At 69.6% G+C, this 13,567-nt stretch carries 14 protein-coding genes; 9 read left to right on the top strand and 5 right to left on the bottom strand.

All coding sequences use genetic code 11. The features are described 5' to 3' along the window. Nucleotides 1–3: 3 nt before the first annotated feature. The 4 genes from ACFVT1_RS00340 to ACFVT1_RS00355 all read left to right on the top strand — a co-directional run bounded on the left by ACFVT1_RS00340 (nucleotide 4) and on the right by ACFVT1_RS00355 (nucleotide 3,816). The gene (locus ACFVT1_RS00340) at nucleotides 4–480 is read left to right on the top strand and encodes a succinate dehydrogenase hydrophobic membrane anchor subunit (RefSeq protein ID WP_389791155.1); all 477 of its coding nucleotides are present in this window, start codon (nucleotides 4–6) and stop codon (nucleotides 478–480) included. A gap of 29 nt (nucleotides 481–509) precedes the next feature. Next, the gene (gene sdhA / locus ACFVT1_RS00345; RefSeq protein ID WP_389791157.1) at nucleotides 510–2,264 is read left to right on the top strand and encodes a succinate dehydrogenase flavoprotein subunit; all 1,755 of its coding nucleotides are present in this window, start codon (nucleotides 510–512) and stop codon (nucleotides 2,262–2,264) included. Next, nucleotides 2,264–3,031 carry a succinate dehydrogenase iron-sulfur subunit gene (locus tag ACFVT1_RS00350; protein ID WP_389791159.1) on the top strand — a complete coding sequence of 256 codons (768 nt, stop codon included), beginning with the start codon at nucleotides 2,264–2,266 and terminating at the stop codon, nucleotides 3,029–3,031. Before sdhA ends, ACFVT1_RS00350 begins: the two co-directional genes overlap by 1 nt. 191 nt (nucleotides 3,032–3,222) lie before the next feature. Continuing rightward, nucleotides 3,223–3,816, top strand: a complete 594-nt coding sequence (locus ACFVT1_RS00355; RefSeq protein ID WP_389791160.1) for a hypothetical protein — start codon at nucleotides 3,223–3,225, stop codon at nucleotides 3,814–3,816. Nucleotides 3,817–4,144: 328 nt separating this feature from the next. Here the strand turns inward: ACFVT1_RS00355 and ACFVT1_RS00360 are convergent, their stop codons facing one another. Then, nucleotides 4,145–4,654, bottom strand: coding sequence for a MarR family winged helix-turn-helix transcriptional regulator (locus tag ACFVT1_RS00360; protein ID WP_389791162.1), 510 nt, complete (start codon nucleotides 4,652–4,654; stop codon nucleotides 4,145–4,147). Between the two features lie 88 nt (nucleotides 4,655–4,742). On the opposite strand from ACFVT1_RS00360, the gene ACFVT1_RS00365 reads away from it, so the two are divergent. The 4 genes from ACFVT1_RS00365 to ACFVT1_RS00380 all read left to right on the top strand — a co-directional run bounded on the left by ACFVT1_RS00365 (nucleotide 4,743) and on the right by ACFVT1_RS00380 (nucleotide 7,645). Next, nucleotides 4,743–5,969, top strand: a complete 1,227-nt coding sequence (locus ACFVT1_RS00365) for an MFS transporter (protein ID WP_389791164.1) — start codon at nucleotides 4,743–4,745, stop codon at nucleotides 5,967–5,969. A gap of 67 nt (nucleotides 5,970–6,036) precedes the next feature. Further along, nucleotides 6,037–6,468: a hypothetical protein gene (locus tag ACFVT1_RS00370; protein WP_389791166.1), complete on the top strand. Its 432-nt coding sequence runs from the start codon at nucleotides 6,037–6,039 to the stop codon at nucleotides 6,466–6,468. A gap of 8 nt (nucleotides 6,469–6,476) precedes the next feature. Then, nucleotides 6,477–6,911: a thiol-disulfide oxidoreductase DCC family protein gene (locus ACFVT1_RS00375; protein WP_389791168.1), complete on the top strand. Its 435-nt coding sequence runs from the start codon at nucleotides 6,477–6,479 to the stop codon at nucleotides 6,909–6,911. A gap of 23 nt (nucleotides 6,912–6,934) precedes the next feature. Further along, nucleotides 6,935–7,645, top strand: a complete 711-nt coding sequence (locus ACFVT1_RS00380; protein WP_389791170.1) for a TetR family transcriptional regulator — start codon at nucleotides 6,935–6,937, stop codon at nucleotides 7,643–7,645. A gap of 151 nt (nucleotides 7,646–7,796) precedes the next feature. Here the strand turns inward: ACFVT1_RS00380 and ACFVT1_RS00385 are convergent, their stop codons facing one another. The 3 genes from ACFVT1_RS00385 to ACFVT1_RS00395 form a co-directional block, all read right to left on the bottom strand. Beyond that, a complete protein-coding gene (locus tag ACFVT1_RS00385; protein WP_389791172.1) occupies nucleotides 7,797–9,353 on the bottom strand; it encodes an ABC transporter substrate-binding protein in 1,557 nt (518 codons plus the stop codon). A 186-nt stretch (nucleotides 9,354–9,539) separates the two neighbouring features. Then, nucleotides 9,540–10,925, bottom strand: coding sequence for a metallophosphoesterase (locus ACFVT1_RS00390; protein ID WP_389791174.1), 1,386 nt, complete (start codon nucleotides 10,923–10,925; stop codon nucleotides 9,540–9,542). A gap of 30 nt (nucleotides 10,926–10,955) precedes the next feature. Then, nucleotides 10,956–11,201, bottom strand: coding sequence for an SCO4848 family membrane protein (locus ACFVT1_RS00395; RefSeq protein ID WP_093549020.1), 246 nt, complete (start codon nucleotides 11,199–11,201; stop codon nucleotides 10,956–10,958). 121 nt (nucleotides 11,202–11,322) lie between these two features. Here ACFVT1_RS00395 and ACFVT1_RS00400 point away from each other — a divergent pair, with 121 nt between their 5' ends. Then, nucleotides 11,323–12,585, top strand: a complete 1,263-nt coding sequence (locus ACFVT1_RS00400; protein WP_389791176.1) for a D-alanyl-D-alanine carboxypeptidase family protein — start codon at nucleotides 11,323–11,325, stop codon at nucleotides 12,583–12,585. Here the strand turns inward: ACFVT1_RS00400 and ACFVT1_RS00405 are convergent. After that, a complete protein-coding gene (locus ACFVT1_RS00405) occupies nucleotides 12,533–13,462 on the bottom strand; it encodes a YihY/virulence factor BrkB family protein (RefSeq protein ID WP_389791178.1) in 930 nt (309 codons plus the stop codon). The two genes, ACFVT1_RS00400 and ACFVT1_RS00405, sit on opposite strands and share 53 nt — an antisense overlap. Nucleotides 13,463–13,567: the final 105 nt, after the last annotated feature.

Below are 13,567 nucleotides of genomic sequence, written 5' to 3' on the forward strand. Positions count from 1 at the left end.
CCAATGTCCACCGAGTCCTCCGCCGCGATCGGCTCCGTCGAGGGCGTCAGCCTCTACGACGTCGACCACCCGGCCCCGGTCATCGAGCCGCCGCGTCAGCGGACGGCCAAGACCCCCAAGGGTTCGCGCACCAATTTCGAGATGTACGCCTGGCTCTTCATGCGCCTGTCGGGCATCGTCCTGGTCGTCCTGGTCCTGGGCCACCTGCTGATCCAGCTCGTGCTGGACGGCGGGGTCTCCAAGATCGGCTTCGCCTTCGTGGCCGGCCGCTGGGCCTCGCCGTTCTGGCAGGTCTGGGACCTGGCGATGCTGTGGCTGGCCATGCTGCACGGCGCCAACGGCCTCCGTACGGTCATCAACGACTACGCCGAACGGGACAACACCCGCTTCTGGCTGAAGATGCTGCTGTACACCGCCACGGTGTTCACCGTCCTGCTGGGCACGCTGGTGATCTTCACCTTCGACCCGAACATCCGCTAGGCGCCGGGCCAGAGGGACCAGAGGAAATCATGCAGATCCACAAGTACGACACCGTCATCGTCGGCGCCGGCGGCGCCGGCATGCGCGCGGCCATCGAGTCCACGAAGCGCAGCCGTACCGCCGTGCTCACGAAGCTCTACCCGACCCGCTCCCACACGGGCGCCGCGCAGGGCGGCATGGCCGCCGCGCTCGCCAACGTGGAAGAGGACAACTGGGAGTGGCACACCTTCGACACGATCAAGGGCGGCGACTACCTGGTCGACCAGGACGCCGCCGAGATCCTGGCGAAGGAGGCCATCGACTCCGTCCTCGACCTGGAGAAGATGGGCCTGCCGTTCAACCGCACGCCCGAGGGCCGTATCGACCAGCGCCGCTTCGGCGGCCACAGCCGCAACCACGGCGAGGCCCCGGTCCGCCGGTCCTGCTACGCCTCGGACCGCACCGGCCACATGATCCTCCAGACGCTGTACCAGAACTGCGTCAAGGAGGGTGTGGAGTTCTTCAACGAGTTCTACGTCCTGGACCTGCTGCTCCAGGAGGTGGACGGGGTCAAGAAGTCCGCGGGCGTCGTCGCGTACGAGCTGGCGACCGGCGAGATCCACGTCTTCCAGGCGAAGGCGATCATCTTCGCCTCCGGCGGCACCGGCAAGTTCTTCAAGGTGACGTCGAACGCGCACACCCTGACCGGTGACGGCCAGGCCGCCGCGTACCGCCGCGGGCTGCCGCTGGAGGACATGGAGTTCTTCCAGTTCCACCCGACGGGCATCTGGCGCATGGGCATCCTGCTGACGGAGGGCGCCCGCGGTGAGGGCGGCATCCTCCGCAACAAGGACGGCGAGCGCTTCATGGAGAAGTACGCGCCCGTCATGAAGGACCTCGCCTCCCGCGACGTCGTCTCCCGCTCCATCTACACGGAGATCCGTGAGGGCCGCGGCTGCGGTCCCGAGGGCGACCACGTCTACCTCGACCTCACGCACCTGCCGCCGGAGCAGCTGGACGCCAAGCTCCCGGACATCACCGAGTTCGCGCGTACCTACCTCGGTATCGAGCCGTACACGGACCCGATCCCGATCCAGCCGACCGCGCACTACGCCATGGGCGGCATCCCGACCAACGTCGAGGGCGAGGTCCTGGCGGACAACACCACCGTCGTCCCGGGCCTGTACGCCGCCGGCGAGGTCGCGTGCGTCTCCGTGCACGGCGCCAACCGGCTGGGCACCAACTCGCTGCTCGACATCAACGTCTTCGGACGCCGGTCGGGCATCGCCGCCGCCGAGTACTCCGCAAAGCACGACTTCGTCGAGCTTCCCGAGAACCCGGCGCAGCTGGTCGTGGACCAGGTCGAGCGGCTGCGCGACTCGACGGGCACCGAGCGGGTCGCCACGCTCCGTCTGGAGCTGCAGGAGTGCATGGACGCCAACGTGATGGTGTTCCGTACCGAGCAGACCATCAAGACGGCCGTCGACAAGATCGCCGAGTTGCGCGAGCGCTACCTGAACGTGTCCATCCAGGACAAGGGCAAGCGGTTCAACACGGACCTTCTGGAGGCCATCGAGCTGGGCAACCTGCTCGACCTGGCCGAGGTCATGGCGACCTCCGCGCTGGCCCGCAAGGAGTCCCGCGGCGGTCACTACCGCGAGGACTACCCGAACCGCGACGACGTCAACTTCATGCGCCACACCATGGCGTACCGCGAGGTCGCGGCCGACGGCACCGAGTCGATCCGGCTCGACTACAAGCCGGTCGTCCAGACCCGCTACCAGCCGATGGAGCGTAAGTACTGATGGCTACCCCGACAATGGAGAAGGCCGGCCAGGCCGAGGCGGGCTTCGCCGACTCCCCGTACATCACGGCCACCTTCCGGATCCGCCGGTTCAACCCCGAGGTCTCCGACGAGGCCCAGTGGCAGGACTTCCAGATCTCGATCGACCCGAAGGAGCGTGTGCTCGACGCCCTTCACAAGATCAAGTGGGACGTCGACGGCACGCTGACCTTCCGCCGCTCCTGCGCGCACGGCATCTGCGGCTCCGACGCGATGCGGATCAACGGCAAGAACAGGCTCGCCTGCAAGACGCTGATCAAGGACATCAACCCGGAGAAGCCGATCACGGTCGAGGCCATAAAGGGCCTCACGGTCCTCAAGGACCTCGTGGTCGACATGGACCCGTTCTTCCAGGCGTACCGCGACGTCATGCCCTTCCTCATCACCAAGGGGAACGAGCCGACCCGTGAGCGTCTGCAGTCCGCCGAGGACCGCGAGCGCTTCGACGACACCACCAAGTGCATCCTGTGCGCCGCGTGCACGTCCTCGTGCCCGGTGTTCTGGAACGACGGCCAGTACTTCGGCCCGGCGGCGATCGTCAACGCGCACCGCTTCATCTTCGACTCGCGCGACGAGGGCGGCGAGCAGCGCCTGGAGATCCTCAACGACCGCGACGGTGTGTGGCGTTGCCGCACCACCTTCAACTGCACGGACGCCTGCCCGCGTGGCATCGAGGTCACCAAGGCGATCCAGGAGGTCAAGCGGGCGCTGATCACGCGCCGCTTCTGACGCCCCGCGCACACCGGTCGCGTCCGTTCGCGTCAAGAGGTCCCGTTTTCCGCACGAACCGTGCGGGAAGCGGGGCCTCTTGCTGCGCCGTCCGGGTGTTGACGGTACGGTCATGCGGAACCGGGCACCGGTTCGCCGCCTCCGGCGCAGCAAGGCGCGGGGCGCACAGGCTTGATCGAGAGCGGGGAACGTTGAGCGATCCGAATCCGTACGCGGACGACTCATACAAGTGGGGGCCTCCCCAGCAGCCGGGCCATCCGCCCACCGTCGCGGACGGCCAGGGGAACGGGCAGCCCGGTCCGGGCGCTCCGGCCTACGGCTACCCGCAGCAGCTGCCCGGCTCCGCGACCCAGCCCGGCCCCGGCTACGGATACCCCCAGGAGCAGGCGGGGCAGCCGGCCTACGGCTACCCGCAACAGCCGGGCCCGCCGCCCGGCGGGGGCGTGCCGATGCTGGCGTTCGGTGACATCACCGTCATGAACGACCAGATCGTGACGCCGGCCGGCACGATGCCGCTCAAGGGTGCGGTGTGGACGGCCACGGACCTGTCGCGCACCGAGGAGAAGATCCCGACGGTCGCAATCGTGCTCGCGATCGTCTTCGCACTGCTCTGCCTGGTCGGTCTGCTCTTCCTCCTGATGAAGGAGAAGAAGACGACCGGCTTCATCCAGGTCTCGGTGACCAGTGGCGGCAGGCACCACTCGACGATGATCCCGGCCAACGGCCCGGAGACCTTCCAGATGGTGATGGCCCAGATCAACACCGCTCGCTCGATGAGCATCTGACGGCTCATGGGGAGGGCCCGAAGGGCTCGTCTCCGGCACACCGTCACGATCCTCGCGCCGGACCGCGACCGGCTCCACACGTACACCGCGCCGGTGGCTGCTCCGGCCGGTCGCCGCGTTCGCCCCGCTGCTCGCGGGTGCACCGCCGCGGCGCGGCTTCCGGGCCCCGGTGGAGCAGGCGGCCGAGCGGTCGAACGCGGCGCTCGGCAGCGCCCTGGCGCAGGGCCTGGACGGACTGCGGGCGGAGCCGGCCGATTACGCCGTCAGGGAGCCCGGCGGCGTGACCGGTGGCGCGCGCGGGGCCGGCTGAGCGCCCGGCCCCCGCGTCTCAGTCCCACCCGGCGCCGCCCCGGTCCTCCGCGACCACCATGATGCGCCGCAGCATGTCGTTGAGCAGCCCGCGTTCGTCGGCGTCGAGGACGCCGAGCAGCCGGTACTCCTCCTTGCCGACGGTGTCCATCGCCCCGCGCCAGGTCGAGCGGCCGTCGTCGGTGAGTTCCACGTCGACACGCCGGCGGTCGGTGGGGGACGGCGTACGGCGGACGAAGCCGCGCCGTTCCAGGGCGTCCAGCCGGCCGGTGACGGAGGCGGGCGCGAGGTCGAGGTCGGCGGCGAGTTCGGAGGGGGCCGCCTTCCCGCCGCGTGCGGCCAGCTTGTGGAGCGTGTCGAACTCCTGCCGGTCCAGGTCGAGGTCGACCAGTGACTGTTCGCGCACCCGGCGCAGGTGGACCGAGAGTTTGGTCATCCGGGTCACCGCGCCCTCGATGTCGGGGTCGAGGTGGGGCAGGACGGGCTTCCAGCGCTCCACATGTCCGTCGGTCCAGTCGCGTCGCTCCATGGGGAAAGCGTACGCCCGACGACCAAAGATATTTCGGTACCGAATATTCCGTTTGACGAATAATTCGGTACCGAAATAGATTGCGCGCATGCCGCACCCTCTGCGCACGCGCGCCTTCCGCCTGCTCTTCATCGGGCGCTCCCTCTCCCTCCTCGGCGACGCCGCCATCCCCACCGCCCTGTCCCTGGCCGTCTACCTGGCCACCGGTTCCACCGGAGCACTCGCACTGGTCCTCGGCTGCGCGATGGTCCCCAAACTGCTCCTGCTGCCGCTGGGCGGCGTCGCGGGCGACCGCTTCAACGCCCGTACGGTCGCGCTCACCACGGACCTCGTACGGTGCGCCACCCAGCTCTTCGTCGGCGCCGAACTGCTCGGCGGCTCCCCCGCGCTCTGGCAGATCGCGGTCGCCGAGGCGATCGGCGGCGCCGCCGGGGCGTTCGCGATGCCGACCGTCTCCCCGCTGATCCGCGGCACCGTGGCGGAGTCGGGGCTGCTGCGCGCCAACTCCCTGATGGCGGTGGTCAACAGCGCGACCCGACTCGGCGGCCCGGCCCTCGCCGGGGCCCTGATCCTCACGGCGGGTCCGGGCTGGGCCTTCGTGCTGGACGGCGCGAGCTTCGCGGTGAGCGCGGCGCTGCTGTCCGCCGTGAAGGTCGGCCATGTACCCATCCCCCGGCGCTCCCTGCTCACCGACCTCAAGGAGGGGTGGAGCGAGGTCAGGGGCCGCGACTGGTACTGGACGAGCCTGATCGCCCACGCGGTGTGGAACGGCGCGGCGGCCGTCCTGATGACCCTGGGCCCGGCGCTCTTCGTCCGCGAACCGGGCGGCAAGGGCGTCTGGATCGCCCTGCTCCAGGCCGGCGCGGTCGGCCTGCTCCTCGGCTCCCTGCTGGCCGGCCGGGCCCGCCCCCGCCGCCCGGTCCTGGTCGCCAACCTGGGCCTCGCCACGTACGCGCTCCCCCTCGGCCTCCTCGCCGCCCACGCGCCCGCCGCACCGGCCATCGCCGCGTACGGCCTCGCCCAGGCAGGCCTCGGTTTCCTCAACCCGGTCTGGGAGACCTCGGTCCAGTCCGCCGTCCCCGCGCACGCACTGGCCCGCGTGACCTCGTACGACTGGCTGCTCTCCCTCGGCGCGATGCCGCTCGGCTACGCCCTGGCCCCGCTCGCCGCCTCGGCCTGGGGCGCCGAAGTCCCGCTGGCCGCGGCCGCGGTGGCGGTCGGTGCCGCCTGCCTGGCGACGGCCGCGGTACCGGGAGTACGGCGCTTCGGCGCCCCGGACAGGCAGCCGGAGCCAGCCGTCGGGACAGCGGCTTGAACATGTTCAAAGTCAGGTCTACAGTCCATGACAACAGCTTTTGAACGCGTTCAAGGGAGGGTGGGACATGGATCTCACTGTGGTCGCGTACGTCATCTACCTGCTGATCAGCGTGGCGCTCACCATCTGGGTCGCGCGCACGCTCAGCCGCAACGGCAGGGTGTTCCTCGCCGATGTCCTGCACGGGAACGAGAAGCTCGCCGACGCCGTCAACCACCTCCTGGTGGTCGGCTTCTACCTGGTCAACCTGGGCTTCGTCACCCTCTACCTGAGGAACGACGACGGCGTCACCGACGCCCGCGGACTCTTCGAGGCGCTCTCGGTGAAGCTCGGCGTCGTCCTGCTCGTCCTCGGCGTGCTGCACCTCGGCAACGTCTATGTGCTGAACAAGATCCGCCGCCGCGGTCTGATGGAGCGTGAGCAGACCCCGCCCGTACCGCCGCAGGGGTGGACGACACCGGGCACCGGCCCGTGGACCGCACCCGCCGCCAAGGCCTGAGCCCCGCCGTGGCGACCGGAACCGGCGGACGGCACGCGTCCGTCGAACGGCTCACCGTGCTGTACGACGCGCAGTGCTCGCTCTGCGTCCATCTGCGCCAGTGGCTAGTGAAGCAGCGGCAGCTCGTCCCGCTCGACCTCGTCCCGGCCGCCTCCGAGGAGGCGCGCCGCCGCTTCCCCGGGCTCGACCACGCCGGGACGCTCGACGAGATCACGGTCATCGGCGACCGGGGGCAGATCTACCGCGGGACGTCCGCCTGGATCGTCTGCCTCTGGGCGCTGGCCGACCACCGGCCCAGGTCGCACTGGCTGACCACCCCGGCGGGCCGCCCGTTCGCCCGTGCCACCGTGCTCGCCGCCGCGAAGTACCGCTCGCTGACCGCGGCGCCGTGCGGCGACGGGGACGGGGACGGTGCCTGTACGGTCCCCGGATCCGGGGACTGACCGGGGCGGATACCCTCGGGACTGTGGTGAAGGAAGCGAAGGACGTGAAGGAAGTCAAGGCTCCCAAGAGCGAGCAGACCCGCACACTCATCCTCGAAACCGCGCTCCGGCTCTTCCAGGAACGCGGCTACGACAAGACGACGATGCGGGCCATCGCCCAGGAGGCCGGCGTCTCCGTCGGGAACGCCTACTACTACTTCACGAACAAGGAACACCTCGTCCAGGGCTTCTACGACCGGCTCGCCGCCGAACACGAAGCCGCGGTGCAGCCGGTCCTGGACGGCGACAAGGACCTCGCGGTGCGGATGCGCGGGGTCCTGCTCACGTGGTTGGACGTGGCGGAGCCGTACCACCGCTTCGCCGCCCAGTTCTTCAAGAACGCCGCCGACCCGGAGAGCCCGCTCAGCCCGTTCTCGGCGGATTCGGTCGCGGCCCGCGAGGCGGCGATCTCCATCCACCGGCGCTGCCTGGCCGGCTCCGACACCAAGACCGACCCGGAACTGGCCGAGTTGCTGCCGCAGTTGATGTGGCTGCTCCAGATGGGCCTGGTGCTCTACTGGGTGTACGACCGGACCGAGCACACCGAACGCAGCCGCCGCCTCGTCGAGCGCGCCGCCCCGATCGGTGCCCGCTCCATCGCACTCTCCCGGTTCCGGGTGCTGCGACCGCTGGTGCGGCAGATCCACGAGCTGCTGGAGGAGTTCCTCCCCGGCGCCGCGAAGCGCCGGGACTGAGAAGCCGGGGCCGAGGCTGAGGGACCGGGGCCGGGGCCGGGACCGAGAAGCAGGGCAGGTCGTCTCGGACGAAAGGGGCGGCCGTCCGACAGTGCCGGGACGACCGCCCCCGAGATCCCGTCGTACGCGCCGGATCCCGCGCGGCGGACCGTCAGATCCGCTTCAGCTCCCACAGCCGCCAGATTCCGGTGCCGTCCGAGAGGTACTGCGAACCGGAGACCTCGGTCGTACTGAGGACGTAGTCCTTCTTCTGCCACAGCGGCACCAGCGGCACGTCCTCGCCGACGAGCGCCTGGAGCTCCTTGTAGTCCGCCGCGGTACGGCCGCGGTCGCTGTACTGGAGCGTGGACGCGATCAGGGAGTCCATCTTCTTGCTGGAGTAACCGTTGTGGAGGCTGTTGTTGCTGCCGACCAGCGGCTGGCTGAAGGTGTCGGGGTCCGGGTAGTCGGGGAGCCAGCCGACGGTGTACGCGTCGTACTTGCCGGCCGCGTACTCCTTCTGGAACTTCTTCCAGTCGACGGCCTTGACCGAGACCTTGAACAGCCCGTTCGCCTCCAGCTGGTGGCGCAGCTCCGCGGTCTCCTTGGCGTACGCCTCGTCGCCGCCGCGGTAGGCGAAGGTGATCGACAGCGGCGTCTGCACGCCGGACTCCTCCATCAGCTTCTTGGCGCGGGCGGGGTCGGGCGAGGGGTAGGCGTCGAAGAACGGCGTGCTGTGCCCGATGAAGCCCTGCGGGATCAGCGAGTAGAGCGGTTCGACCGTCCCCTTGTAGATGTCGGTCACCAGCGGTCCGCGGTCGATGAGCGACGCGATGGCCTGCCGGACCTTCTTGTTGGCGAGGGGTTCGCCCTCCCGGACGTTGAAGACGAGGTTGCGGATCTCGGCGCTGTCGGCCTCGGTGACGCGCAGGTCGGGGTCGCCCGGGTTCAGCTCGTTGAGCGTGGTCGGCGGCAGCTGGCGGTGCGACACGTCGAGCCGTCCGGACTGCCAGGCCGCGAGGAGCTGGTCCGACTCCTTGTAGTAGTGCACGGTGACCGGAACACCGGTCTTCGTCAGCGCGCCCTTGTACCGGGGGTTGGGGACGAACTCGGCGAGGGCGCCGGGCCGGTACGACTTCAGGATGTACGGACCCGAGCCGTCGACCGTGTTCCCGGTGCGGAGCTTCTTCGCGGGGTACGACTCGCGGTCGACGATCGAACCGGCTCCCGTGGCGAGCTTCTGCGGGAAGGTCGCGTCGCGCGAGGAGAGGTTGAAGGTGATGGTGCGGCCCTCGGTCACCACGTTCTTGAGGCTCGGGAACAGCACCCAGGGGCCGACATCCGTCTTGATACTGATCATGCGTTCGATGGAGTACTTGACATCCGCGGCGGTGATCTTGCGGCCGTTGGAGAAGTACACGTCGTCGCGCAGCTTGCACTGGTACGTCTGGAGCTTCTGCCCGATGAACCCGCAGCTCTCGGCGGCGTCGGGTTCGGGGACGGTCGCTCCGGACTTGAACGTCAGAAGGGACTGGTAGATGTTGCCGTACATCGCCCAGGAACCGGCGTCGTAGGCACCGGCCGGATCGAGCGAGGTGACCTCGTCCGTCGTACCGACCGAGATCGGGTCACTCTTCACCTCGTCCGAGGGGAGCAGCTGCCAGGCGCCGACGCCTGCGATGACCAAAACCGCGAGAATCGCGAGAATCCGTAGTCGGATCGACCGCATTGCCGTGCTCTCCCTTACCAGCCCCACCTCGGCGTGGCGCACAGATACGCACATCACCGCATGCCCGGCTCAGCCAATCACACGATTTTCACATCTGGAAGAGCAAAACTAAGACTCATAGCCTTTTGTTCGACACTTGAAACCTCGGGTCGTCCGCAAGGTCTGTAACCGGCCATCGACGGAACGTCAGGCCTGCCGGGACGCGAGCTCCACGACGGTGATGTCGGAGGGTGCGCCGACCCGGACGGGCGGGCCCCAGGCGCCCGCGCCGCGCGAGACGTAGAGCTGGGTGTCGCCGTAGCGGTCGAGCCCGGCGACCGTGGGATTGGCGAGCTCGGCCACGAAGTTGCCCGGCCAGAGCTGACCTCCGTGGGTGTGGCCGGAGAGCTGGAGGTCCACGCCGTGGGCGACGGCGTCGTGGATGACGACGGGCTGGTGGGCGAGGAGGACGGCCGCGCGGGCACGGTCCCGGTCACCGAGCGCGCGGTCGAAGTCGGGCCCCTGCCCCTCGCTCTCCCCGGCGATGTCATTGACGCCCGCAAGATCGAATCCGCCGATCTCGACCCGGTCGTTCTCCAGGGGATGGAGTCCCAATTCCTTTACATGATCGACCCATTGGGCGGCACCGGAGTAATACTCGTGATTGCCGGTGACGAAGTAGCTGCCGTGGCGGGCACTCAGCAGCGCGAGCGGCTCCGCGGCCGGCCCGAGGTCGGCGACCGTGCCGTCCACGAGATCCCCCACGACGGCGACCAGGTCCGGCTGGGTCCGGTTGATGGTGTCGACGATCCGCCGGGTGTGGGCGCGGCCGAGAATCGGGCCGAGGTGGATGTCGCTGACGACGGCGATCCGGAAGCCGTGCGCGGACCGGGGCAGCTTGGCGAGCGGCACGGTGATCCGCTTGACCCGCGGCCCGCGCAGCACGCCGTACGTGCCGTAGCCGACCGTGCCGAGCCCGGCGACGGCGGCGGCGCCCCCGACGGCCCGTGCGACGAAGAGACGGCGCGTGGGGGCAGCGGGGCCGTGCGCGGCCGGGGCGACGGCGAGCAGGGTGCCAGCGGCGGAGGTGTCGGCAGGGGCGGCAGTGGAAGCGCCAGTGGTGGCGGCAGCGGAGGCGCCAGCGGCAGTGGAAGCGGCGGGCGCGGCGGGGGCGGCGGCGGGGGCGGAGATGCCGGCGCCCACGGTCGCGGCCTGCGTCTGGGGGGCTCCTGTCGCTGAAGTGCCGTCTGTCCGGTGCGGCTCCCGCGCGCGGCGCGCGAGTGCCCGTCGCAGGATCGGCCGCACCGCCTCGCCCACCAGCAGGGCCAGCGTCAGGTACAGCAGCGCGGCCAGCCACAGATAGCCCGGCCAGGCCAGCGCCCGCTGGAGCCAGAAGGGCGCACCCGTACGGCCGGAGACCAGGGCGCCGACGCTCAGCAGCGGCAGGAGGTACGCAGCCACCGTGCCGGTTCTGCGCAGGGCGCTGCCCTCGGCCGTGGTGTCGCCGACGAAGCGGCGCCACAGATAGCGGTGCACGCCGACGAGCAGGGCGAGCACCACGACCGCCGTCAGTGCGAGACCGGCCACTGCCACGTGCGACTCCTCCGCTTGTCGTGCGGCCTGTCAGGCACGTTCTCGGCGCAGAGCCCTGACACCACGGAACCCGATCACACCAACGGCCGTCCCCAGAAGAAAGGACGTGATGGCGAGCAGCAGATGCACCCAGAAGTAGGCAGTCGGGTCACCCGCGTCGTCGAAGGCGAGTCCGCTGCCGTCCTTCCACAGGTTCTTGACGAAAGTGATCCAGATGAACCAGCTCCACACCCCGAAAGCGAGCAGGAACCAGGAGACGGGGCGGCTGAGCTTCATGGATTCAGTATCTCCGCCGCGCTCCGGTGACGTCGCCCGGGGTGGGCTGTCCCGGGGGCATGCACGGCGGGTCAGGTCATCCGTGTCCCCAACCACATCTTCGCCCTGTACGTTTCCGACCGTGCCTGCTCTGAAAAAGATCGCATTGACGATCGCCTCGACTGCCTTTTTGTCCACTTTTGTCGTTACTCCGGCATCGGCGGTCGACAAGGACACCTCCGACGACCGGCCGAAGCCGCCCGCCGGCATGTCCCGGGTCGGTGGCGAACTGCTGGGCCGGACCGGCACACAGGTCAAGCTGGGGGCCGGCGCCCCGGTGCTGCCCGAGAAGCTCACGGGCAGGTCCTGGATCGTCGCGGACGCGGAGAGCGGCCAGGTCCTCGCCTCGCACAACGCGCACTGGCGACTGCCCCCCGCCTCCACCCTGAAGATGCTCTTCGCGGACACCGTGATGCCCGGCCTCCAGCCGAAGACCCGGACGTACACGGTGCAGGACGAGGACCTCGCGGATCTCGGCGAGGGCAGCAGCCTGGTCGGCGTCAAGGAGCACCTCAGCTACACGGTCCACGACCTGTGGCTCGGGGTGTTCCTGCGTTCGGGCAATGACGCGGTGCACGTGCTGTCCTCGATGTACGGCGGCATCCCCAAGACCGTCGCCGACATGCAGTCGCACGCGGAGGAGCTGCAGGCGCTCGACACGAAGGTGGTGTCGCCCGACGGGTACGACGCGCCCGATCAGGTCTCCAGCGCGTACGACCTGACGCTGTTCGCCCGCAGCGGTCTGCAGAAGGCGGACTTCCGGGAGTACTGCTCGACGGCCGAGGCGGAGTTCCCCGGCGCGGAGAAGAAGAACGGGAAGCGCGAGACCTTCGGGATCCAGAACACCAACCGGCTGCTCACCGGCGCGGACGGCGTCGACCCGTACAAGGGCATCGCGGGCGTCAAGAACGGCTACACCACCCACGCGGGCAACACCTTCACCGGTGTCGCCGAACGCGACGGCAAGGTGCTGCTCGTCACCGTCATGAACCCCTCGTCCGGAGAGCCGCACGCCGTCTACAAGGAGGCCGCCAGCCTCCTCGACTGGGGCTTCGACGCGAGCGGCAAGGTGACCCCGGTCGGCGAGCTGGTGCCCCCGAGGTCCGCCGATACCGGAACGGACAGCGGGAGTGGGAAGGGGCCGACGGCGAACGGGAAGAGCGACGGCGGCAACGGCTCCTCGGCCGCTGCCCGGACCGCCGCCGCGACCGGTGGGGGCGGCGGAGGCGTCGGGATCGCGCTGGGGATCGCCGGGGGCGTCCTGGTACTGCTGGCCGGCGGGGTGTTCCTGGTCAACCGGCGCTGGCCGCTGCCGGACCTGGTGCGCCGCCTCCCCCGTCGCTGACGGCCGCCGGTTCCTTCCCGGCGCCCCTGCCGCTCCGCGTCGCCGTCCAGGCGGCGCAGAACAGCAGCAGCTTCGCCGTGAAGTTGATCCACAGCAGCAGCGCGACCGGCACACCGAAGGCGCCGTACATGCTCTTCGACGCGACGCTCCTCATGTAGCTGCCGAGCAGCAGCTTGAGCAGTTCGAAGCCGACCGCGCCGATCACCCCGGCGACCAGCAGCCTGCGTCGCGGGGGCTCGACGCCGGGCAGCAGCGTCAGCAGGTAGAGCAGGAGCAGGAAGTCGGCGAGGGCAGCCACGACCAGGGCGGCCACCTGGAGCACCACACCGCCCGCGCCGCGGTCCGAGATGCCCAGTAGACCGGCGGTCCAGCCGACGGCGACCGAGCCGGCCGAGGAGACGGCGAGAGTCGCGAGCGCCGCCCCGCCCAGGCCGAGCAGCAGCCCGATGTCCTTGAGCTTGCGGATGACGGGATTGCCCTGGTCCACGTCGTCCATGCCCCACACGGCGCGCAGGCACCCCCGCATCGCACCGATCCAGCCGACGCCGGTGAAGAGCAGCAGCGCACCGGCGACCACCCCGACCGTGCCCGCGTGGGCCACCAGATCGCTGATGCCGAGCTGGTCGGAGATGCCCGGCACCTGCTCGGCGACCTTGCTCTCGATCTTGTGGAGCTGTTCGGTGGAGAGCAGCGTGGCACCGACCGCCGCACCGACCGCGATCAGAGGGAAGAGCGCCAGGAAGCTGATGAAGGTGATCGCGGCGGCGAGCCTGCTCCAGTGGACCCGTTCCAGCGTCTCGTACGAGCGCCAGGTGTGCGTCGCCATCAGCCGGGAGACGAGCGGCCCGATGACGGGGAGGTTTTTCAGCCAGTCCATGACGTACGACTACCCTCCCGGGCGCGGAAAACCGAATCCCGGTCACCGCCGGACGAGCTGACACTTCCTCAATCACCCATATCAGTGAGTGTTGTAACAAATGCC

The organism is Streptomyces sp. NPDC057963, from assembly GCF_042887155.1.
In the GTDB taxonomy this organism is placed as follows: domain Bacteria; phylum Actinomycetota; class Actinomycetes; order Streptomycetales; family Streptomycetaceae; genus Streptomyces.